Genomic DNA, 20,782 nt, shown 5'->3' with positions numbered 1-20,782 from the left:
GGGAGCCGTCCGCCCCCACCCCCGCACCCGTCGCCGGAACGTTCCGGCGACGGGTGCGTCACATCCACGGATACCCTTGACCGGTGACCGACGCCCAAGAGACCGCAGCAGACGTGCGCACCACCACCGGGGGCGGCCCCCCGGACGAACGAGCTCCGTCCGACGGGCCGCCGATCCCCCTGCTCGAACCCCGCGAGGGAATCCCGCCGGTCGTCGCCGACGCGGAGTCCCTCGCCCGTGTGGTCGCGGCCTTCGCCGCGGGCACCGGCCCCGTGGCCGTGGACGCCGAGCGCGCCTCCGGCTACCGCTACGGGCAGCGCGCCTACCTGGTGCAGCTGCGCCGCGAGGGAGCCGGGTCCGCGCTGATCGACCCGGTCGGCTGCCCCGACCTGTCCGCCCTCGGCGAGGCCCTGTCCGGCACCGAGTGGATCCTGCACGCGGCCACCCAGGACCTGCCGTGCCTGCGGGAAATAGGCATGGTGCCCACCTCCCTGTTCGACACCGAGCTGGCCGGCCGCCTCGCGGGCTTCCCCCGCGTCGGTCTCGGCGCGATGGTCGAGGGCGTGCTCGGCTACGCGCTGGAGAAGGGCCACTCCGCCGTCGACTGGTCCACCCGCCCGCTCCCGGAGCCGTGGCTGCGCTACGCCGCGCTGGACGTCGAGCTGCTGGTGGACCTCCGGGACGCGCTGGAGAAGGAGCTCGACCGGCAGGGCAAGCTGGAATGGGCCCGCCAGGAGTTCGACGCGATCGCCGCGGCCCCGCCCGCGCCTCCCCGCAAGGACCCGTGGCGCCGCACGTCCGGCATGCACAAGGTGCGCCGGCGCCGGCAGATGGCGGTCGTACGGGAGCTGTGGGAGTCCCGGGACCGGATCGCGCAGCGCCGTGACGTCTCCCCGGGCAAGGTGCTGAGCGACGGGGCGATCGTCGAGGCCGCGCTCGGCCTTCCGGCGAACGTACAGGCGCTGTCGGCGCTCCCCGGGTTCGGGCAGCGGATGGGGCGGCGCCAGCTGGACCAGTGGATGGCCGCCGTGGACCGGGCGAAGGGCCTGCCCGAGAACGAGCTGCCGCAGCCGGGCGCCAGCCCGGCCGGTCCGCCGCCGCCGCGCTCCTGGGCGGACAAGGACCCGGAGGCCGCGGCCCGCCTGTCGGCGGCCCGCACCGCCGTCTCGGCGATCGCGGAGGGGCTGAACCTGCCCCAGGAGAACCTGATCGCCCCGGACACGGTCCGCCGGCTGTGCTGGGAGCCTCCGGCGCGGCTCGACCCGGCCGCGGTCGCGGAGGCCCTCGCGGGCCACGGCGCCCGCCCCTGGCAGATCGGACAGGTGACCCCGGCGCTCGTCACGGCCCTCGCCGCGACGGCCCCGCCGGCCCCCGAGCCGGCCGACCAGCCCGGCACCCCGGACTGATCCCCGCCACGTCGGCACCGATCAGCACCGATCCGCACCGTTCCGCACGGGCAGAGCCCCCGGCCCACCGGCCGGGGGCTCCGTCCGTTCCGGGGCCGTCCGAGTGTGACCTTCGCCGCTCCTCCCGGAGGGGGTGTCCACATGAGTTACCCGCAAGTAGCATGGGCGAGGTGAGCGCGCGCTCAGCGGCACCCGCCGAGCGCGTTCCCGCGCAGCAGTGCAACCCCGCACCTGGAGGAGAGCCAACGTGCCTCGTACCGTCAGGGACGTCGTCTTCGTCGACGGCGTCCGCACCCCGTTCGGCAAGGCGGGCCCGAAGGGCATCTACCACGAGACCCGCGCCGACGACCTCGTCGTGAAGGCGATCCGGGAGCTGCTGCGCCGCAACCCGGACCTGGACCCCAAGAAGATCGACGAGGTCGCCATCGCCGCGACCACGCAGATCGGCGACCAGGGCCTCACGCTGGGCCGTACGGCCGGCATCCTCGCGGGCCTCCCGCAGTCGGTCCCGGGCTACTCGATCGACCGCATGTGCGCCGGTGCGCTCACCGCCGTGACCGCGGTCGCGGGCGGCGTGGCCTTCGGCGCGTACGACGTCGCCCTCGCCGGCGGCGTCGAGCACATGGGCCGCCACCCCATGGGCGAGGGCGTGGACCCGAACCCGCGCTTCGTATCCGAGAAGCTGGTCGACGAGTCCGCCCTGTTCATGGGCATGACCGCCGAGAACCTGCACGACCGGTACCCGACGATCACCAAGCTCCGCGCCGACGAGTACGCCGTGCGCTCGCAGGAGAAGGCCGCCAAGGCGTACGCCGACGGCAAGATCCAGCAGGACCTGGTCCCGGTCTCGGTGCGCAACACCAACGAGGCGGCGGGCGAGACGGGCTGGGGCCTGGTCACCACCGACGAGCCGATGCGCCCGGGCACCACGCTGGAGAACCTGGCCGGCCTGAAGACCCCGTTCCGTGCCCACGGCCGGGTCACCGCGGGCAACGCCGCCGGTCTCAACGACGGCGCCACCGCCGCGATCATCGCGTCCGAGGACTTCGCCCGGGAGAACAACCTCCCGGTCAAGATGCGCCTCGTCTCGTACTCCTTCGCGGGCGTCGAGCCGGAGGTCATGGGCTACGGCCCGATCCCGGCCACCGAGAAGGCCCTCGCGCAGGCCGGTCTGACGATCGACGACATCGGCCTCTTCGAGGTGAACGAGGCCTTCGCCGTACAGGTCCTGGCCTTCCTGGAGCACTACGGCATCGCCGACGACGACGCGCGCGTGAACCAGTACGGCGGCGCCATCGCCTTCGGTCACCCGCTCGCCTCCTCCGGCGTCCGCCTGATGACGCAGCTGGCCCGTCAGTTCGAGGAGCAGCCGCACGTCCGCTACGGCCTGACCACGATGTGCGTCGGCTTCGGCATGGGCGCCACCGTCGTCTGGGAGAACCCGCACTTCACCACCGAGGGAGACGCCAAGTGAGCGCCACCACCGAGCTCCTGAAGGGCGCGGCCGAGCTCTTCCCGGACGAGGTCGTCACGCAGGCGCACGTCCGTCACCTGGACCTGCCGCTCGGCGCCGGGCGCTTCGCGCTCGTCACGCTGGACAACGGCCTGGACCACACCAAGCCGACCACCTTCGGCCCGCAGTCCCTCGCCAACCTGAACGCGGCGATCGACCAGGTCGAGCAGGAGGCCGCCGCCGGCTCCATCGTCGGTGCGGGCATCACCGGGAAGCCGTTCATCTTCGCGGTCGGCGCCGACCTCAAGGGCGTCGAACTGCTGAAGAAGCACGACGAGGCGCTCGCCATCGGCAAGGGCGGCCACGACGTCTTCAAGCGCCTCTCCGCGCTGGCCGTGCCGACCTTCGCCTACTACAACGGCGCCGCGATGGGCGGCGGTGTCGAGGTGGGTCTGCACTGCTCCTTCCGCACCGTCTCCAAGGCCATCCCGGCCTTCTCGCTGCCCGAGGTCTTCCTCGGCCTGGTTCCGGGCTGGGGCGGCTGCGCCCTGCTGCCGAACCTGATCGGCGCGGACCGCGCGGTCTCGGTGATCATCGAGAACTCGCTGAACCAGAACAAGCAGCTGCGCGGCAAGCAGGTCCTCGACCTGGGCATCGCGGACGCGCTGTTCGAGGGCGCGGACTTCCTGGAGCAGTCGCTCCTGTGGACCGCGGGCGTCCTGAAGGGCACCACCGAGGTCGTCCGCGCCGAGATCGACCGCGGCGAGGCCTGGGACGCGGCCGTCGCCCGCGGCCGCGCGATCGCGGACTCCAAGGTGCACGGTGCGGCCCCGGCCGCCTACCGCGCGCTGGAGATCATCGAGGCGGCCAAGGACGGCGACCTGCAGAAGGGCTTCGACGCCGAGGACTCCGCGCTCGCGGACCTCATCATGGGCGGCGAGCTGCGCTCCGGCATCTACGCCTTCAACCTGGTCCAGAAGCGCGCCAAGCGCCCGGCCGGCGCCCCGGACAAGAGCCTGGCCCGCCCGGTCACCAAGGTCGGCGTCGTGGGCGCGGGCCTGATGGCCTCGCAGCTGGCGCTGCTCTTCCTGCGCCGCCTGGAGGTGCCGGTGGTCCTCACCGACATCGACCAGGAGCGCGTCGACAAGGGCGTGGGCTACGTCCACGCCGAGATCGAGAAGCTGCTCGGCAAGGGCCGCATCAACCAGGACAAGGCCAACCGCCTGACCGCCCTGGTGACCGGCGTCCTGGACAAGGCCGAGGGCTTCGCCGACGCGGACTTCATCATCGAGGCCGTGTTCGAGGAGATGTCGGTCAAGCAGAAGGTGTTCGCGGAGGTCGAGGCGGTCGCCCCGGCGCACGCGGTCCTCGCCACCAACACCTCCTCGCTGTCGGTCTCCGAGATGGCCTCGAAGCTCCAGCACCCCGAGCGCGTGGTCGGCTTCCACTTCTTCAACCCGGTCGCGATCCTCCCGCTGCTGGAGATCGTCCGCGGCGAGCAGACCGACGACGCCTCCCTGGCCACGGCCTTCGGTGTCGCGCGGAAGCTGAAGAAGACCGCGGTCCTGACGAAGGACGCCCCGGCGTTCGTCGTGAACCGCATCCTCACCCGCTTCATGGGCGAGATCCAGAACGTCATCGACGAGGGCACCCCGGTGGCCACCGCCGAGAAGGCCATCGAGCCGCTCGGCCTGCCGATGTCCCCGCTGGTGCTGCTGGAGCTCGTCGGCCCCGCGATCGGGCTGCACGTCTCCGAGACCCTGAACCGTTCCTTCCCGGAGCGCTTCACCGTCTCCCCCAACCTGAAGCGGGTCGTCGAGGCCGGCAAGCGCGGCTTCTACGTCTACTCGGCCGAGAACGGCTTCAAGCCGGAACTCGACCCCGAGGTCGCCGCCCTCCTGGTCCAAGGCGACAGCGTCCTGACCGAGGAGCAGGTCCGCGACCGCGTCCTGGACGCGGTGGCGCAGGAGATCGGCCTGATGCTGGAGGAGGGTGTCGTGGCCGAGGCCCAGGACATCGACCTCTGCCTCATCACGGGCGCCGGCTGGCCCTTCCACCTGGGCGGCGTCACGCCGTACCTGGACCGCGAGGGCGTCTCGGAGCGCGTGAACGGCAAGAAGTTCCTCGCCCCCGGTCTGGCGAGCGTCCCGGTCTGAGGAATTGCGGTGTGGCGGGTTCCGGCCTGACATACCGCCGCATAACGATGTGAATGCACATCGGGCGTCCGTTCCCCTTCGGGGGACGGGCGCCCGCTGCCGTTGCGATCGGCCCTGGCCGGGGGCCGATGCGGGCCCCGGCCGGGCCTGATGACAGAATGCCGGACATGGCGGACAACCAGACACCTTTCAGCCGGCGGACCCTCCTGTTCGCCGGCGGCGCCGTTGCCGCCGGAATTACCGCGAGCAGCCTGGCCTGGTCGCGGGACGGCGAACCGGACGAGCCGGACGTAACGGACGAGCAGAACGGCCTTCCGCGGATCGCCGGCGAATTCGACATGCACTCCGGCACCGAGGTTCTGGCGCCCGCGCGGCTCTTCAACACGACGGGCCCGCAGTCATTCGCCTTCGACGACGCGAACGGTCTCGTCTACACGCTCCAGACCCTTCAGGCCGGAATCCGGCTTTCGGACGAGGACGAGCCGCTGGCCGCCTCCGACCGCAAGGACGCCGGGGACATGTGCCTGACGCGGATGACCGCGGCCGGGAAAATCACCGGCCACATGTATCTGCGCGGTTTCGGGCACGGCATTTCCTTCGCGGTCGAGCCGGCGGGCAAGCGCACCCATCTCTGGGTGGAGGGGAAGGCCGATCCGCGGACCGGCTACGGCCGCTCGGTGGCCCGTACGCCGTTCAAGGACGGCGCGATCCTGGACAGCTCGGACGCGGCCGTCACCCACTTCGACCCGGTGCCGGGCGCCTCCGACGTCTCGCCCTCCCTCGACCTGGCCGGCGGCCGGGTGCTGGTGAGTCACGAACGGGGCGGCGAACGGCGGTTCGCCGTATACCAGATGGAGGATTTCCTCGCCGGGCGCACGGAATCCGCACAGTTCGTCAAAGCGGGCGTGCAGGTCAAGGAAGAGGAATGGTTCCAGGGCTGCGCCCTGCACGGGAACTTCATCTACATACTGACCGGAAACCCGTATACGGACAAAAATGGCAAGAACCCCCGGAAGTCCGGCGGGAATACCTACATCTCGGCGATCGACGTCACCACCGGAATGGCACAGGGCCGCCATCGCGTCACCGTGGCGCCGGACCTCCCCTTCCGGGAGCCCGAGGGAATGGCCGTCACGCTGGCGGGGGGCCGGGTGGGATTGTGCATCGGCTTTTCCGTGAAGATCGAAGATCGCCGAGAACTGACGCTCTATCGCTTCACCGGATGAGTTGCCGCCTTCGGATCGAAGGCCCGTCATCCACGCCCCACGAAGGGCTCGTTACCTTTATGTGACCTTTACAGAGGGTCATCCCCAAGCATTGGCCCGGGGTTCACCTGTAGTTCTCCAGCCCTCCATAAGGCTGCTTATACTACTCCGACACTTCACGGGATTCTCAAACCTCCTCGGGGGAGGCACCGCACCATGGGCTCCAAGCGACGGCAAGCCGTTCTCGGCATCTTGATCAGCGCCGGGCTGATTCTCAGCTTCATCGGCATGATGGCCGCCGTCGCCCTCGCCTCCCTCCCGATGTTCGCGTACTGCGCGGCCGCCAGCTACGCCTCCGACCTGCTGCTCCACAACAGCGAATCGACGACGCTGGAGCGGCTGCGCGACTCGCGCTTCGGTCTCACGATGCGCTTCCTCATCCGGCAGTTCCTGCTGCTCGGCCTGTGCGGAGCCATCGCCGACATCGAGTCCTTCGTGGCGCAGATGACCACCATCGGGCTGCTGCTGCTCTTCATCCTCCAGCTCGCGTACGGCGCGCTCCTCAAGCACGTCCGCAAGATGCGCAACGAGCTGCCGTTCACCACCCGCGGGCTGGACCTGGAGGCGCTCGGCATCCGCCGCATGCCGCACCCGTTCCTGGTCGACAAGCACGTCCGCAAGACCCTGCACATGGACATCCCGCTGATGGGCGGCGCGCTCGCCACCATCGCGACGGATAACTGGCGCTGGGTCACGTACGGCATGATCGCGACCGTCTTCCTCGCCTACCTCTCCCTGCTGGTGCTGGTGCCCGACGCGCGCAACGCGCTCAAGCTGCCCACCGCCGACGAGGCCCTCGACGAGCTCAACCACCAGCTGGCCGAGTACCGCCCCCAGGTCGCGCTCTACTTCACCTTCGCCGCCATCTCCAAAGACTTCATGTACCAGGTGAACATGTGGCTGGAGGCGCTGGAGGAGCTGGACCTGCGGCCCATCATCGTGCTGCGCGAGCGCGCCACCCTGCGCTACCTGGACGCGACGCCCATCCCGGTCATCTGCGTCCCCAAGGCCGACAACCTGGCCCGGATCGAGATGAACGAGCTCCGCGTCGCCCTCTACCCCGGCAACGCGGGCAAGAACGTGCACATGCTCCAGCGCGCCGAGGTCAAGCACGTCTTCATCGGCCACGGCGACAGCGACAAGCTCGCGAGCAGCAACCGCGTCAGCAAGGTCTTCGACGAGATATGGGTGGCCGGGCGCGCGGGCCGCGACCGCTACGAGCGCATCAAGCACGCCGTGACGCACAACCAGATCGTCGAGGTTGGCCGGCCCCAGCTCATGTCGCTGCACCGCTGGACCGGCAAGGTCGCCGGCCCGATGCCCACCGTCATCTACGCCCCCACCTGGGAGGGCTGGACCGACGACGCGTGCTACACCTCGGTGATCCCGGCCGGCGAGACCCTGATCCAGGCCCTGCTCGACCACGAGCAGGAGATCCGGATCATCTACAAGCCGCACCCGCTCACCGGCTCGCGCTCCGCCCAGGCCGCCGCCGCGCACCGCCGCGTCATCGCCATGCTCCAGGAGGACAACGCCCGGCGCTTCGGCCGCAACGCCACCGACTCCAAGTCGGCGGCGAGGAAGCTGGCCCGGATCGACCAGCGGATCGCCGACCTCTCCGAGCGCGGCGTCCGCTCCAAGTTCCCGGACCTGACCGAGGAGGAGCGGACCGCCCGCATCAGGCGCAGCCGCAACCAGGCCGCGACCCTGTACTGGAGCGCGATCCCGGACACCGCCCACCACGTGGTGACCGAGCGGATCCCCGCCCTCTACGACTGCTTCAACCAGTCCGACCTGCTCATCGGCGACATGTCGAGCGTCGTGTCCGACTTCGTCGCGACGCTGAAGCCGTACGCGATCTTCAATCTCGACGGGCTGCCCGACGCCGAGTTCCGCAACGAACAGCGGACGGCGTACGCCTCGTACCTCCTGGACCCCGACTGCAACGGCCTGAGCACGGCCATCGACGCCATGCTCAATCCGCGCGAGGACGTCATGGCGCCCTACCGCGAGCAGCTCAAGGAGTACCTCCTCGGCCAGGAGTACCCGCCGTCCGGCGTCCGCTTCAACGCCGCCGCGAACAACCTGTACCGGCGGGGGCTGCTCGATTTCCCCGTGGAATACCCGGAACACACGCACCTGCCCGCGTAGCCGGACCCCTCCCGAGCACGTCGTGCCCCATCCCCCTGCCAGGAAGAAGGAGACCTTGTCCTCCAGTGCCACCCCGCGCCGCACCATTGCCGTCGTACTCGCCGGTGGCACCGGTCAGCGCATCGGTCTAGAGATACCGAAGCAGCTGCTCAAGATCGCCGGAAAGCCGATCCTCGAGCACACCCTGCACATCTTCGAGACCGCTCCGGACGTCGACGACGTCATCCTGCTGATGACCCCCGCCTACGTGGAGGACGCCCAGCGCATCGTGGACCGCGCGGGCCTCGGCAAGGTCACCCGCGTACTGGCGGGCGGCTCCACCCGCAGCGAGACCACCCGCATCGCGATCCGCGCCGCGGCCGAGGACCTCGCGGCCGGCGAGGACGTCAACCTCCTCTTCCACGACGCGGTCCGCCCGCTGCTGTCGCAGCGCGTCGTCAAGGAGTGCGTCGAGGCCCTGGAGAAGTTCCAGGCCGTCGACGTGGCCATCCCCTCCTCCGACACCGTCATCGTCACCCGCACCCACGGCGACGACGGCGAGTTCATCACCGAGGTGCCGGACCGCTCCCGGCTGCGCCGCGGCCAGACCCCGCAGGGCTTCCGGCTCTCCACGATCCGCGCCGCGTACGACCGGGCCGAGGCCGACCCGTCGTTCCAGGCCACCGACGACTGCTCCGTCGTGGTCAAGTACCTGCCGGACGTGCCGGTGCACGTCGTGCAGGGCGACGAGTACAACATGAAGGTCACCCAGCCCGTCGACGTGTTCATCGCCGACAAGCTGTTCCAGCTCGCCTCGCACACCGCGCCCGCGCAGGCCGGCGAGGCCGCCTACCGCGAGCAGCTGTCCGGCAAGACCGTGCTCGTCTTCGGCGGCTCGTACGGCATCGGCGCCGACATCGCGCGGATCGCCGAGGGCTTCGGCGCCCGCGTCTTCGCCCTGGGCCGGTCCACCACCGGCACCCACGTCGAGAACCTCGACCACGTCGAGGAGGCCCTGGCCCGCGCGTACGCGGAGACCGGCCGGATCGACTACGTCGTGAACACCGCGGGCGTGCTGCGCGTCGGCCGCCTCGACGAGACCGACAACGAGACGATCCGGGAGGCGCTGGAGGTCAACTACCTCGCCCCCGTGAACATCGCCCGCGCCTCGTACAAGTACCTGAGCGAGACCGAGGGCCAGCTGTTGCTGTTCACCTCCAGCAGCTACACCCGCGGCCGCGCCGAGTACAGCCTGTACTCCTCCACCAAGGCCGCCATGGTCAACCTGACGCAGGCCCTCGCCGACGAGTGGGCCGGCGACCGGATCCGCGTCAACTGCGTGAACCCCGAGCGCACCGCCACCCCGATGCGGACCAAGGCCTTCGGCCAGGAGCCCTCGGGCTCCCTGCTGACCTCGGAGTCGGTGGCCCTCAGCTCGCTCGACGTCCTGCTGTCCGAGATGACCGGTCACGTCATCGACGTGCGCAAGCAGGACCCGACCTCCTCCCCCGCCCAGCGGTCGGCCTTCGAAGCGGCGCTGGAGTCGGTGCTACTGACCCAGACCGCGGAGGAGCAGGAGGTCTAGGCGTGACGTACGCACCCGGAAACCAGCAGGGCGCGCGTCCCCGGATCTTCGTGGCGGGCGGCTCCAACGCGGTGGGCCGCCCGTACAGCTTCCTTCCGATGGCGGGCTGGACGCAGGCGCTGCCGCTCTTCCTCACCGACGCGGTCGAGGTCGTCAACTGCGCCCGCGCACGGGCCAGTTCGAAGAGCTTCCGCGAGCGCGGGCGGCTCCAGTGGATCCTGGAGACCATGCAGCCGGGCGACTACCTCCTGTTCGGCTTCGGCCAGACGGACTGGAAGCCCGACCCGGGCCTGCACACCGAGCCGTTCTCCACCTTCCTGGAGCACATGGCCGCCTACGTGCACGGCACCCGCGAGCGGCAGGCCCACCCGGTGATCCTGCTGCCGTACGAGCGGCGCCGCATCGACCGGCACGGCAACGTCGCCCGGTTCCTGGGCGACTATCCGCTCGCCGCCCGCCAGCTGGCCGAGGACGAGCACGTACCGGTCGTCGACCTGTACCGCCAGAGCCTGCAGTGGTGGGAGGAGCTCGGTCCGGAGGCGTCCAAGCGCGTCTTCACCTACCTGCGGCCGGGCGAGCCCCTCCAGCGGCACGTCCAGGACGGCGACAACGTCCACCTGCGGGCCGAGGGCGCCATCGAGTGCGCCCGCTTCATCGCCCGCAGCATGATCGAGCAGGGCATCATCCCGTCCCACTGGGGCCGGGACCTCGACCGCCGCCGGTTCTCGTACGAGGAACTGGGCTGGCTGGACGAGGAGACGTTCGCCCACAACACCAAGTCCCGTGTGTCCATGTCCCCCAGTAGTTGAGGAGTCCGGCGCGTGAATCTCCTGTGCCGGGGCCGGGCCCTCGGCGACGACCCGTCCCTGGGCGTCGTCTACGCCGCCCTCTACAGCTCGGCCGACCCGCGGCGCGGCGTCGTGCCCGGCGAGACCTTCCAGCTCGGCCTGTCCGTGGCGCCCGACCAGAACGCCTCGCGCGGCTGTGCGTACCTCCTGGAGGCGCCGCTGAAGGGGATCGCCGAGGTCGTGGCGCTGCAGGGGCTGGAGTACTTCCCGCGGCAGCGCTGGTTCCGGGTCCGGGCCGATGCCGGCGAGACCGCCACGGGCGTCCTGCACCTGCGACTGCGCGAGTCGGCCGACGCCCCCGTCCTGCGGCCCCAGATCACGGTGGGCGTCCCCGACGCCACCGGCCGCAGGCTGGTGCGCACCGGCAAGCTCTCGGACGAGGCGCTGCGCCTGCGGGCGCCCGGCGCCCGGGGCCTGCGCATCGAGGCCGAACCGGGCCGGCCGGGCTCGGTGAACGTCCTGTCGGCGGCCCCCGCGGGCAGTACGGCCATCTCCGTCACCCAGCCGGGCAACGGTGACGCCCAGCTGTCCTACGACGGCTGGGTCACCTACACGCCCGCCCCCGGCTTCACCGGCTACGACCGGTTCGAGTACGTGGTGGGCACGCCCGCGGCCGCGAAGCTGACCTCGCACGTGAACGTGTTCGTGGGGCCGACGGCGCACATCCCGGGTGTGTTCCCGCAGCACACGACGGACGTCGCCTTCCGCCCGTGGCAGTGGCCCGAGCTCGTCGGGGAGATGCCCTGGCCCCGGCCCGACCAGTCCGAGCGGAACCGATGAGGATCAACGGATCATGAACCAAGCGATCGTGCACGCCGCCGACATCCGAGACGTGACGGTCGCGCTGCGGGTCTGCAACCAGGCCGCCTCGCTCGAAGCGTGCCTGGCCTCCCTCGTCGCGCAGTCGATCGGACCGGAGCGGCTGGAGGTCATCGCCGTCGACGACGGCTCGACCGACGACAGCGGAGCCCTCCTGGCCCGCGCCGCCCACCAGTACCCCGCGCTGCTGCGCGTGGGTCAGGTGCCGCGCGGGCTGAGCACGGCCTCGGCCCGGAACTGGGCGCTGAGCCAGGCCTGCGGACGGTACGTCGTCTTCCTGGACGCCGTGGACCGCCTCGCGCCCGACGCGCTGGAGCGGATGGTGGCCGCGGCCGACGCGAACGAGGCCGACGTCGTGCTCGGGAAGCTGGAGAGCTCCGGCCGGCACACGGTGGCGACGTCGATGTTCCGCAAGAACCTGACGCACAGCGACGTGTGGACCTCGCGCGCCTACTGGTCGCTGACGCCGGACAAGCTGTTCCGCACCAGCCTGCTCCAGCGGCGCGGGCTGGCCTTCCCCACCGACATGCCCTTCGGTGAGGAGCAGGCCTTCACCGCCGCCGCGTACATCGGGGCGGACAACATCTCGGTGGTCGGCGACCGCACCTGCGTGATCAAGGGCCCGTCCCAGGCGTTTCCGGCGGCCCTGCCGGACCGGGTCGCCCTGGTGTCGCGGATGCTGGCGCTGGTCAGCTCGCAGCTTCCGGAGGGGCCGCGCCGCGACCGGCTGCACGCGCGGCACCTGGAGGTCGAGCTCGGCAAGGCGACCGCCGCCGCGCTGCTGACCGCCGAGGACCCGGCGGGCCGGGAGCAGACCCTGTGGGCCGCCGCCGAGGTGCTGCGCTCCCAGGTGTCGCCGGGGGCGCTGGCCCTGCTGCCGCGGATGCTGGCCGTACGGTACGCGCTGCTCGTACGGGGCCGGATCGCCGAGGCCGCGACGATGGCCGCCTTCGAGTCGGACAAGGACCGGCCGGGCGTCCGCAAGACGGTCGAGGGCGGCAAGGTGTTCACGACGCTGCCGTTCTTCCGCGACGCACAGGTGGGGCTGGAGGACGAGCTGTTCGACATCACCGGCGACATGACCGTCAGCCACCAGCTGCAGGGCGTGGGCTGGGACGGTCCGATGCTGCTCCTGGACGGTTTCGCCTTCTTCGAGCAGCTGTCGACGAAGGACCGTGCGACCCGCGTGGTGATGCGGGAGCGGTCGAGCGGCGCGGAGGAGGGCTTCTCCGTGACGGCCCGCCGCGACGACACCCTGACCAACGCCAAGGGCAACACCCGGGCGATGGGCCGCTTCTCGACCCGGATCAACCTGGCGCAGACCTCCAGCGGCTGGCCGGTCCCGCCCGGCGTCTGGGACTTCCACCTGGCCGTCTCCTTCGAGGGCGTGACCCAGGAGGTTCGGCTCGGCGTGCGCCGGGCCGACGACCTGGACACGACGGCCCGGCAGCCGGTGGTGGTCGCTCCGGCGCCCGGCACGCAGGGCCTGGAGCTGGTGGCCACGCCGTACTACACGGAGTCCGGCGGCCTCAGCGTGGAGATCTCCCAGCGCACCCCGCTGCCGGACCGCGGCTGACGGCCGGTCCGCGGGCGGCCGGTCCGCACGGCGCCACCGTGGGCCGGCCCGGCGGGCCGGCCCACGGTGGGTCAGCACCCGGTGGGTCAGGCCCGCTGCCAGGGGCCGAAGGCGAGGCCCTCCCGGTCGGTCTCCTGGCGCGTGACGACCAGGGCGCCGTCCCGGTCGAGCGCGGCCACCACGACGCGGTTCGCCGCGTCGACGGCGACCTGGGGGGCGTGCAGGCCGTGGCCGCCGAGGGAGGCCCACCAGGTGCCGTAGCCCTCGTTCTCGCTGACGTAGGCGGTGAGTTCGATGTCGCCCTCGGCGCCGTTCTGCGCGAGGACCGTGCAGTCGTAGCCGCCGATGGAGGCCTGCCCGACGCCGGGCGTACCGCGGCCGCCCGCCCCGCCGAGCCCCATCATGCCGCTCTGCACCCCCTGCGCGCCGGCCCGCCAGGCGACCAGCGAACCGTCGCCCGGGTACCGCCAGAAGTACGTCGCCCTGCGCGGGCCCGTCTCGCACCCGACGGGGGCTCCGGCCATCTGCGTGGCGACGCGGTCGCCGAGGCGGAACTGCCCCTGCCCGGCGCCCACCCAGCGGTCGACCCCGGCCCGCCCGGCCGCGAGGACCTCCAGCGGCCCGCCGGCGGGCATCAGGGCGGTCACGCCGCCCTGGTAGGACTCGGGGGCCAGCTGCTTCCACCCGCCCCACGTGCCCTGGGCATTGCGGCTGCGCCGCACGATGCCGCCGAGGCGCAGGGACACGATGACGTGCACGCTGCCGGAGCGCTGGTTGACGACGACGCACGGCGGCCGGACCGGCCCGTCGCCCTCCGGACCGCCGCGTACGCCGGGAACGCCGAGACCGCGCCAGGCGGTCAGGCCGCGACCGGACTGGAACTGGGTCGCGACGGCGACCTCCAGGCTGCCGGAGTCGTCCGACGGAGTCCGGAGGGTAACGAAATGGATGTAGCCCTCGTGGCTCTGCGCCATGACCGCCGACCCGGTCCAGCCGGGAACTTCGAGTTCCTCGGGGCCCGTCCAGCCGCTGCCGGGAGCGTGCGTCTCGGTCCAGCGGAGCAATCCCCCGGCGGCGCACGCATAGGCCGTCAGACGGCCGTCGTTGCCTCTGAACAGCCACTTTCCGGCGGGGGCGGAGGGGTGGGCGGGACCGGCCGCGCCCGGCGCGGCACCCTGCGCCCCGCGAGCCGGATGGGCGGCCCGGGTGCCGCCCCTGCCTCGGTTCACGACGCCGTCCGTCCTTCCGCCATGTGCCGTCTGTCGTGTGAGCGTCCGCTCCGGTTCACCCCCGGACCGACCCACTCGAAAGTCTGTCTATTATTCACATTCATCTATAGCAGAAGGGCTCTGCCTCCATGACCGACCAGCCCGCCGCACCCTCGCGCACCAGTCGGCGCAAGCCGCGCCGCGGCAAGCGCGTCCTGTGGATCGTCCTGCTGTCGGTCGCGCTCCTGATCCTCGCCGCGGGCGGGACGGGGTGGTGGATGTATAGCAGCCTCAACAGCAACATCTCCAGTGTCGACCTGGACCGGGCCATCGGGGACGACCGGCCGAAGAAGGTCGTCGCCGGGGCGCAGAACGTCCTGGTGCTCGGCTCCGACTCCCGGGCCGGGGCCAACGCCGATCTGGACCACGGCGACGTCAGCGGCGCCCGTTCCGACACCACGATGCTGGTGCACATACCCGAGGGCCGGGCCAAGGCGACCGCGGTCAGCATCCCGCGCGACACCCTGGTCAACCGGCCCGAGTGCAAGGGCGAGGACGGCAAGACGGCCCCGGCGCAGAAGCGGGCCATGTTCAACAGCATCTACAGCACCGGCGGCCCGGCGTGCGTCGTCAAGACCGTCGAGGCCATGTCCGGCGTCCGCGTCGACCACTTCGTCGAGGTGGACTTCGCCGGCTTCAAGGGCCTGGTGGACGCGCTCGGCGGGGTCACCGTCACCCTGGACAAGCCGATGACCGGGGCCAAGGGCGGCCTGAAGCTGGACGCGGGCAGCCACCGGCTGAACGGCACCGACTCGCTCAAGTTCGTCCGTACCCGGTACGGCTACGGCGACGGCAGCGACCTCGGCCGGATCGGCCTGCAGCAGCAGTTCATGATGGCGATGCTGTCCGAGATCAAGAAGCAGGACGCCCTCGGCAACCCGGCCCGGCTCTACAAGCTCGCGGACGCCGGCACCAAGTCGCTGACCACGGACTCCGACCTCGCCTCGCTCACCGCGCTGTCGGACTTCGCGCAGAGCATGAAGGGCGTGGACCCGGACACCATGGAGACGATCATGCTCCCGGTCGCCTACGACAAGGTCGACCCGAACCGCGTGATCACGGCGGAGCCGCAGGCCACCCAGCTGTGGGAGGCCCTGCGCAACGACCAGAAGATCCCCGCCTCCGCGAAGAAGTCCCCGGCCACGGGCTGACGGGGGCCCGCGGACGCGGAGCCGGCCGTACGGATGACCGTACGGTCGGCTCCGGGCTTCGCGCGGCTAGAACTTCGCGTCCGCGCCGGCCTTGCCCAGCCGGCTGTGGCCGCGGCCGTAGAGGAAGTAGACGACGACGCCGATCGCCATCCAGACGCCGAAGCGGATCCAGGTCTCGGCCGGCAGGTTGAGCATCAGCCAGAGCGAGGCCGCGATCGACACGATCGGGACGAACGGCACCCACGGGGTGCGGAACGACCGGTGCAGGTCGGGGCGGGTCTTGCGCAGGACGATCACGCCGAGGGCGACCACCACGAACGCGAACAGGGTGCCGATGTTCACCAGCTCCGCGAGCTTCTCCAGACTGGTGAAGCCCGCGACGACGGCGATGATCCCACCGAGCAGCATGGTCGCCCGGTAGGGCGTGCGGTACTTGGGGTGGGTGACCGAGAAGACGCGGGGCAGCAGTCCGTCACGGCTCATCGCGAAGAACACCCGGGTCTGCCCCAGCAGCAGGATCATGCACACCGTGATCAGACCGATGGACGCCCCGAGACTGATGGCGCCGGAGAAGAACGGCTGGTTCACGGATTTGAAGGCCTCCGCGAGCGGGGCGGTGGGCGACATCTCCGAGTATTTCTGCATGCCGGTGACCACCAGCGTCACGGCGACGTAGAGCACCGTGCAGACCAGCAGCGAGCCGAGGATGCCGCGCGGCATGTCCCTCTGGGGGTTCTTGGTCTCCTCGGCCGCGGTGGCCACCACGTCGAAGCCGATGAAGGCGAAGAAGATGAGGGAGGCCGCGGTGAAGATGCCCATGACGCCGAAGTTGGTGGGCGCGTAGCCGAAGAGCAGCTGCACCAGCGGCGCGTGCAGGCCGCTGCCCGCTTCCTGCGGCTGGGCCGGGGGGATGAACGGCGAGTAGTTGTCGGCCTTGATGAAGAACAGCCCCGCGATGATGACCAGCACCACCACGGTCACCTTGATGGCGACCACGATCGCGGTGATCCGGGCCGACAGCTTGGTCCCGATGACCAGGACCGCGGTCAGCGCCAGGATCAGCAGGAAGGCCAGCAGGTCGAAGGTGCCTCCGGCGTCGGGCCCGGCCAGCGAGGTGGGGATGTTCCAGCCGAGGTTGGTCTCCAGGAGATTGCGCACGTACCCGGACCAGCCGACCGCCACGACGGCGGTGCCGAGCGCGAACTCCAGCACCAGGTCCCAGCCGATGATCCAGGCGGGCAGCTCACCGATCGAGGCGTACGCGAAGGTGTAGGCCGATCCGGCCACCGGCACGGTGGACGCGAACTCGGCGTAGCAGAGCGCCGCGAGGCCGCAGACGATGCCCGCCGCCACGAAGGCGAGGGCGGTGGCGGGTCCGGCGTTGTTCCGGGCCGCGATGCCCGTGAGGACGAAGATGCCGGTGCCGATGATGACACCCACGCCGAAGACGGTCAGGTCCCAGGCGGAGAGCGACTTGCGGAGGGCGTGTTCCGGCTCCTCCGTGTCGCGGATGGACTGCTCCACCGTTTTGGTGCGGAAGGGGCTGCTCGTATCCCTACTCACCGACGCACCTCCGAACAGGTTTCTACGCACGCGAACGGGCCGGGAGGCCCTCTTCAAAGGGTGATCTCCCGGCCCGTGACGTGCAACCCCGCGACGGTCCGCCGACTAGTCGACGGTGGCCGCCGGCTCGGTGTCGTAGCGCCCGTCGAGCTTGGCCACCAGGCCCGTGACCTGCCGGGCGATGTCCGGGGCGGTCAGGCCGATCTCGGCCAGGATCTCCTTGCGCAGCGCGTGGTCGAGGAAGCGCTGCGGAATGCCGAAGTCGCGCAGCGGTACGTCGACGCCCGCGTCCCGCAGGGCCTGGGAGACGGCGGCGCCCACGCCGCCGGTGCGGCCGTTGTCCTCGACGGTGACGACCACCCGGTGGCCGTCCGCGAGCGGGGCCAGGGCCTCGTCCACCGGCTTGACCCAACGGGGGTCGACGACGGTCGAGGTGATGCCCTGCTTGTCCAGCAGGGCCGCGATCTCCAGGCACATCGGGGCGAGTGCGCCGACCGAGACGATGAGTACGTCCGGTCGGGTGACCTCGGGGGCCGGGGTGCGCAGCACGTCCATGCCGCCGATGCGCCCGACGGCCGGGACGGCCGGGCCGACGACGCCCTTCGAGTAGCGCACGACGGTCGGGGCGTCCTGCACCGCGACGGCCTCGCGGAGCTGGGCGCGCAGCTGCTCGGCGTCGCGCGGGGCCGCGAGGCGCAGGCCGGGGACGACCTGGAGGATGGACATGTCCCACATGCCGTTGTGGGAGGCTCCGTCGTCGCCGGTGACGCCCGCGCGGTCCAGGACGAAGGTCACCCCGCACTTGTGCAGGGCCACGTCCATGAGGACCTGGTCGAAGGCGCGGTTGAGGAAGGTCGCGTAGACCGCGAACACGGGGTGCACGCCGCCGCTGGCCAGGCCGGCGGCGGAGGTGGCGCCGTGCTGCTCGGCGATGCCGACGTCGAAGATGCGGTCCGGGTAGGCGTCCGCGAACTTCTTCAGGCCCACCGGCTGGAGCATGGCCGCGGTGATGGCGACGATGTCCCCCCGCTCCTTGCCGAGCTTGACCATCTCGTCGGCGAAGACGGAGGTCCAGCTGGCCGCGGCGGTCTTCACCGGCAGGCCGGTGTCCGGGTGGATCACGCCGACCGCGTGGAAGCGGTCCGCCTCGTCCTGGACGGCCGGCTCGTAGCCCCGGCCCTTCTGGGTGAGGCAGTGCACGATGACCGGTCCGCCGAAGCGCTTGGCGCGCTGCAGCGCCGATTCCAGCGCCTCGATGTCGTGGCCGTCGATGGGGCCGACGTACTTGAGCCCGAGGTCCTCGAACATGCCCTGCGGGGCGATGAAGTCCTTGAGGCCCTTCTTCGCGCCGTGCAGGGTCTCGTAGAGGGGCTTCCCGACGACGGGGGTGCGCTCCAGGAGGTCCTTGCCGCGGGCCAGGAAGCGCTCGTAGCCGTCGGTGGTGCGCAGGGTCGCCAGGTGGTTCGCGAGGCCGCCGATGGTGGGGCCGTACGAGCGTTCGTTGTCGTTGACCACGATGACCAGCGGGCGGTCCTTGGCGGCGGCGATGTTGTTCAGCGCCTCCCAGGCCATGCCGCCGGTGAGCGCGCCGTCGCCGATGACGGCGGCGACGTGGTGGTCCTCGCGGCCGAGCACCTCGTTGGCCTTGGCGAAGCCGTCGGCCCAGCCCAGCACGGTGGAGGCGTGCGAGTTCTCGATCACGTCGTGCTCGGACTCGGCGCGCGAGGGGTAGCCGGACAGGCCGCCCTTGGTGCGCAGTCCGCCGAAGTCCTGGCGGCCGGTGAGCAGCTTGTGGACGTAGGCCTGGTGGCCGGTGTCGAAGAGGACCTTGTCCTTGGGCGAGTCGAAGACCCGGTGCAGGGCGATCGTCAGTTCGACCACCCCGAGGTTGGGGCCGAGGTGCCCGCCGGTCTTGGAGACGGCGTCGACGAGGAAGGACCTGATCTCCGCGGCGAGCTGGTCGAGCTCCTCCTTGCTGAGCCGGTCCAGATCGCGCGGTCCCTTGATGCGGGTCAGCAGCACCCGTGCCTCCTTGCAGTCGCCAGCTGGTCTGACGAGTCTAATGTTCCGCTCGCGGGCGCGGTCATCGGGCCGTCCCGGCAGAGTCACACCTTTGTCATACATGTACACATGACTGTGCGGTCACACATCCCAAACGGGCGTATACCCGCACAGCTGTACGTGTAATTGCACGCACGGGTGCCCGGTGCCACACGAAGTGGCACCGGGCACTGTGACCGGTCTTACCGGCGGACGTGGCGTCCGGGCGGGCGGTCAGGCCCGTCCGGCGGTCTTCTGGGTCTTGCGCGTGACCGAGTCGATCACCACGGTGGCCAGCAGCACCGCACCGGTGATCATGTACTGGATCGGCGTCGCGATGCCCTCCAGGGCCAGACCGTACTGGATCGAGGTGATGACCATGACGCCGAGGAGGGCGTTCCAGGTCCGGCCCCGGCCGCCGAAGAGGCTGGTGCCGCCGATGACGGCCGCGGCGATGACGTTCATCAGCAGGTCGCCGGCGCCGGCGCTCTGGTTGGCCGCCGCGATCTTGGAGGCCCAGAAGAGGCCGCCGATGGCGGCGAAGGTGCCGGCGATCGCGAAGACCGTGATCCGCACCCGGTTGATGTTGATGCCGGCACGCCGGGAGGCCTCGACGCTGCCGCCGAGCGCGAAGACCTGACGGCCGAAGGTGGTGCGGCGCAGGAGGAAGTCCGTACCGACCAGGGCCAGGATGAAGAGCACCACCGCGAGCGGCAGGCCCTTGTACTGGTTGAACACGAGGGCGGGACCGAAGGTGAACACCGCGAGCAGGCCGGTGCGCAGCAGGATCTCGCCCAGCGGCCGGGAGGGCACCCCGGCGGCCTCGCGACGACGGGCGTCGAAGAAGGAGCCGAGGAAGTAGCCGACCACCGCGAGGGCCGCCAGGGCGTAGCCGACGGCCACGTCCGAGAAGAAGTACGTGGTCAGCTTGCCGACCACGCCGTCGGAGTCCAGGTTGATGGTGCCGTTGCTGCCGAGGATCTGCAGCATGGCGCCGGACCAGAACAGCAGGCCCGACAGGGTGACGGCGAAGGCCGGGGCGCCGATCCGGGCGAAGAAGAAGCCGTGGATGGAGCCGATCAGGGCGCCGCCCGCGACCGCCGCGAGGATCGCCAGCCACTCGTTCATGCCGTGGGTGACGGACAGGACGGCGACGATGGCGCCCGAGACGCCGCTGACCGAGCCGACCGAGAGGTCGATCTCGCCGAGCAGCAGCACGAAGATGATGCCGACGGCCATCATGCCGGTGGCGGTCATCGTGATCGCGATGTTGGTGAGGTTCTCCGGGGAGAGGAAGTTCGCGTTCAGCCCCTGGAAGATGCCCCAGATGATGATCAGGCCGATGACGACCGGGATGGATCCCAGGTCGCCGGCCTTCATCTTGCGGCCGAACTCGCGCCGGTACCCGGCGAGGCCCTGCTCGCGGACGAGCAGGCGCGGGTCCACGGCGGGGATGGCGTCCGCCGCGGCGGCCGGGTTGACCACGGCGTGGCCGTCGCCGCCGTCCGTCGTCTTGTGCAGC

The 20,782-nt window shown here is 70.9% G+C and carries 14 protein-coding genes; 10 read left to right on the top strand and 4 right to left on the bottom strand.

Features of this window, described 5'->3' with window-relative positions; all coding sequences use genetic code 11:
• Positions 1-83 precede the first annotated feature (83 nt).
• From ACZ6S8_RS03655 to ACZ6S8_RS03615, 9 genes are all read left to right on the top strand, one after another.
• Positions 84-1,406 carry a ribonuclease D gene (locus tag ACZ6S8_RS03655; RefSeq protein ID WP_469452112.1) on the top strand — a complete coding sequence of 441 codons (1,323 nt, stop codon included), beginning with the start codon at positions 84-86 and terminating at the stop codon, positions 1,404-1,406.
• 247 nt (positions 1,407-1,653) lie between these two features.
• Entirely contained in the window at positions 1,654-2,880 is a 1,227-nt protein-coding gene (locus ACZ6S8_RS03650) for a thiolase family protein (RefSeq protein WP_383919684.1), read from the top strand.
• Positions 2,877-5,015, top strand: coding sequence for a 3-hydroxyacyl-CoA dehydrogenase NAD-binding domain-containing protein (locus tag ACZ6S8_RS03645; protein WP_469452109.1), 2,139 nt, complete (start codon positions 2,877-2,879; stop codon positions 5,013-5,015). The genes ACZ6S8_RS03650 and ACZ6S8_RS03645 overlap by 4 nt, the downstream gene beginning before the upstream one ends.
• 167 nt (positions 5,016-5,182) lie before the next feature.
• Complete coding sequence (locus ACZ6S8_RS03640; RefSeq protein WP_469452108.1) at positions 5,183-6,241, top strand: phage baseplate protein; 1,059 nt, start codon at positions 5,183-5,185, stop codon at positions 6,239-6,241.
• Between the two features lie 195 nt (positions 6,242-6,436).
• Positions 6,437-8,431, top strand: a complete 1,995-nt coding sequence (locus ACZ6S8_RS03635; RefSeq protein WP_469452106.1) for a hypothetical protein — start codon at positions 6,437-6,439, stop codon at positions 8,429-8,431.
• Between the two features lie 55 nt (positions 8,432-8,486).
• The gene (locus ACZ6S8_RS03630; protein ID WP_469452103.1) at positions 8,487-9,995 is read left to right on the top strand and encodes an SDR family NAD(P)-dependent oxidoreductase; all 1,509 of its coding nucleotides are present in this window, start codon (positions 8,487-8,489) and stop codon (positions 9,993-9,995) included.
• 2 nt (positions 9,996-9,997) lie between these two features.
• On the top strand, positions 9,998-10,804 hold the full coding sequence (locus ACZ6S8_RS03625; protein ID WP_469452102.1) for a rhamnogalacturonan acetylesterase: 807 nt from the start codon (positions 9,998-10,000) through the stop codon (positions 10,802-10,804).
• A gap of 12 nt (positions 10,805-10,816) precedes the next feature.
• Positions 10,817-11,623: an Ig-like domain-containing protein gene (locus ACZ6S8_RS03620; RefSeq protein ID WP_469452101.1), complete on the top strand. Its 807-nt coding sequence runs from the start codon at positions 10,817-10,819 to the stop codon at positions 11,621-11,623.
• 13 nt (positions 11,624-11,636) lie between these two features.
• Complete coding sequence (locus ACZ6S8_RS03615; protein ID WP_469452100.1) at positions 11,637-13,238, top strand: glycosyltransferase family 2 protein; 1,602 nt, start codon at positions 11,637-11,639, stop codon at positions 13,236-13,238.
• Between the two features lie 86 nt (positions 13,239-13,324).
• On the opposite strand, the gene ACZ6S8_RS03610 is transcribed toward ACZ6S8_RS03615, so the two are convergent.
• Positions 13,325-14,467: a hypothetical protein gene (locus ACZ6S8_RS03610; protein WP_469452098.1), complete on the bottom strand. Its 1,143-nt coding sequence runs from the start codon at positions 14,465-14,467 to the stop codon at positions 13,325-13,327.
• A 128-nt stretch (positions 14,468-14,595) separates the two neighbouring features.
• On the opposite strand from ACZ6S8_RS03610, the gene ACZ6S8_RS03605 reads away from it, so the two are divergent.
• Entirely contained in the window at positions 14,596-15,657 is a 1,062-nt protein-coding gene (locus ACZ6S8_RS03605) for an LCP family protein (RefSeq protein ID WP_469452097.1), read from the top strand.
• 66 nt (positions 15,658-15,723) lie between these two features.
• On the opposite strand, the gene ACZ6S8_RS03600 is transcribed toward ACZ6S8_RS03605, so the two are convergent.
• The 3 genes from ACZ6S8_RS03600 to ACZ6S8_RS03590 form a co-directional block, all read right to left on the bottom strand.
• Positions 15,724-17,220, bottom strand: coding sequence for an amino acid permease (locus ACZ6S8_RS03600; protein WP_469452096.1), 1,497 nt, complete (start codon positions 17,218-17,220; stop codon positions 15,724-15,726).
• Positions 17,221-17,325: 105 nt separating this feature from the next.
• On the bottom strand, positions 17,326-19,242 hold the full coding sequence (gene dxs / locus ACZ6S8_RS03595; protein WP_469452094.1) for a 1-deoxy-D-xylulose-5-phosphate synthase: 1,917 nt from the start codon (positions 19,240-19,242) through the stop codon (positions 17,326-17,328).
• Between the two features lie 252 nt (positions 19,243-19,494).
• Positions 19,495-20,781, bottom strand: a complete 1,287-nt coding sequence (locus ACZ6S8_RS03590; RefSeq protein WP_469452766.1) for a sugar ABC transporter permease — start codon at positions 20,779-20,781, stop codon at positions 19,495-19,497.
• Position 20,782 lies beyond the last annotated feature (1 nt).

This window comes from Streptomyces sp. NPDC048461 (assembly GCF_055587105.1).
Note: the sequence above shows the minus strand (reverse complement) of the source record. Positions and strands in the feature narration are given on the sequence as shown.

Excerpts from the sequence above, each read along its gene's own strand:
- ACZ6S8_RS03615 (WP_469452100.1), top strand. The coding sequence starts at position 11,637 with ATGAACCAAGCGATCGTGCACGCCGCCGACATCCGAGACGTGACGGTC.
- ACZ6S8_RS03640 (WP_469452108.1), top strand. The coding sequence starts at position 5,183 with ATGGCGGACAACCAGACACCTTTCAGCCGGCGGACCCTCCTGTTCGCC.
- ACZ6S8_RS03605 (WP_469452097.1), top strand. The coding sequence starts at position 14,596 with ATGACCGACCAGCCCGCCGCACCCTCGCGCACCAGTCGGCGCAAGCCG.
- ACZ6S8_RS03635 (WP_469452106.1), top strand. The coding sequence starts at position 6,437 with ATGGGCTCCAAGCGACGGCAAGCCGTTCTCGGCATCTTGATCAGCGCC.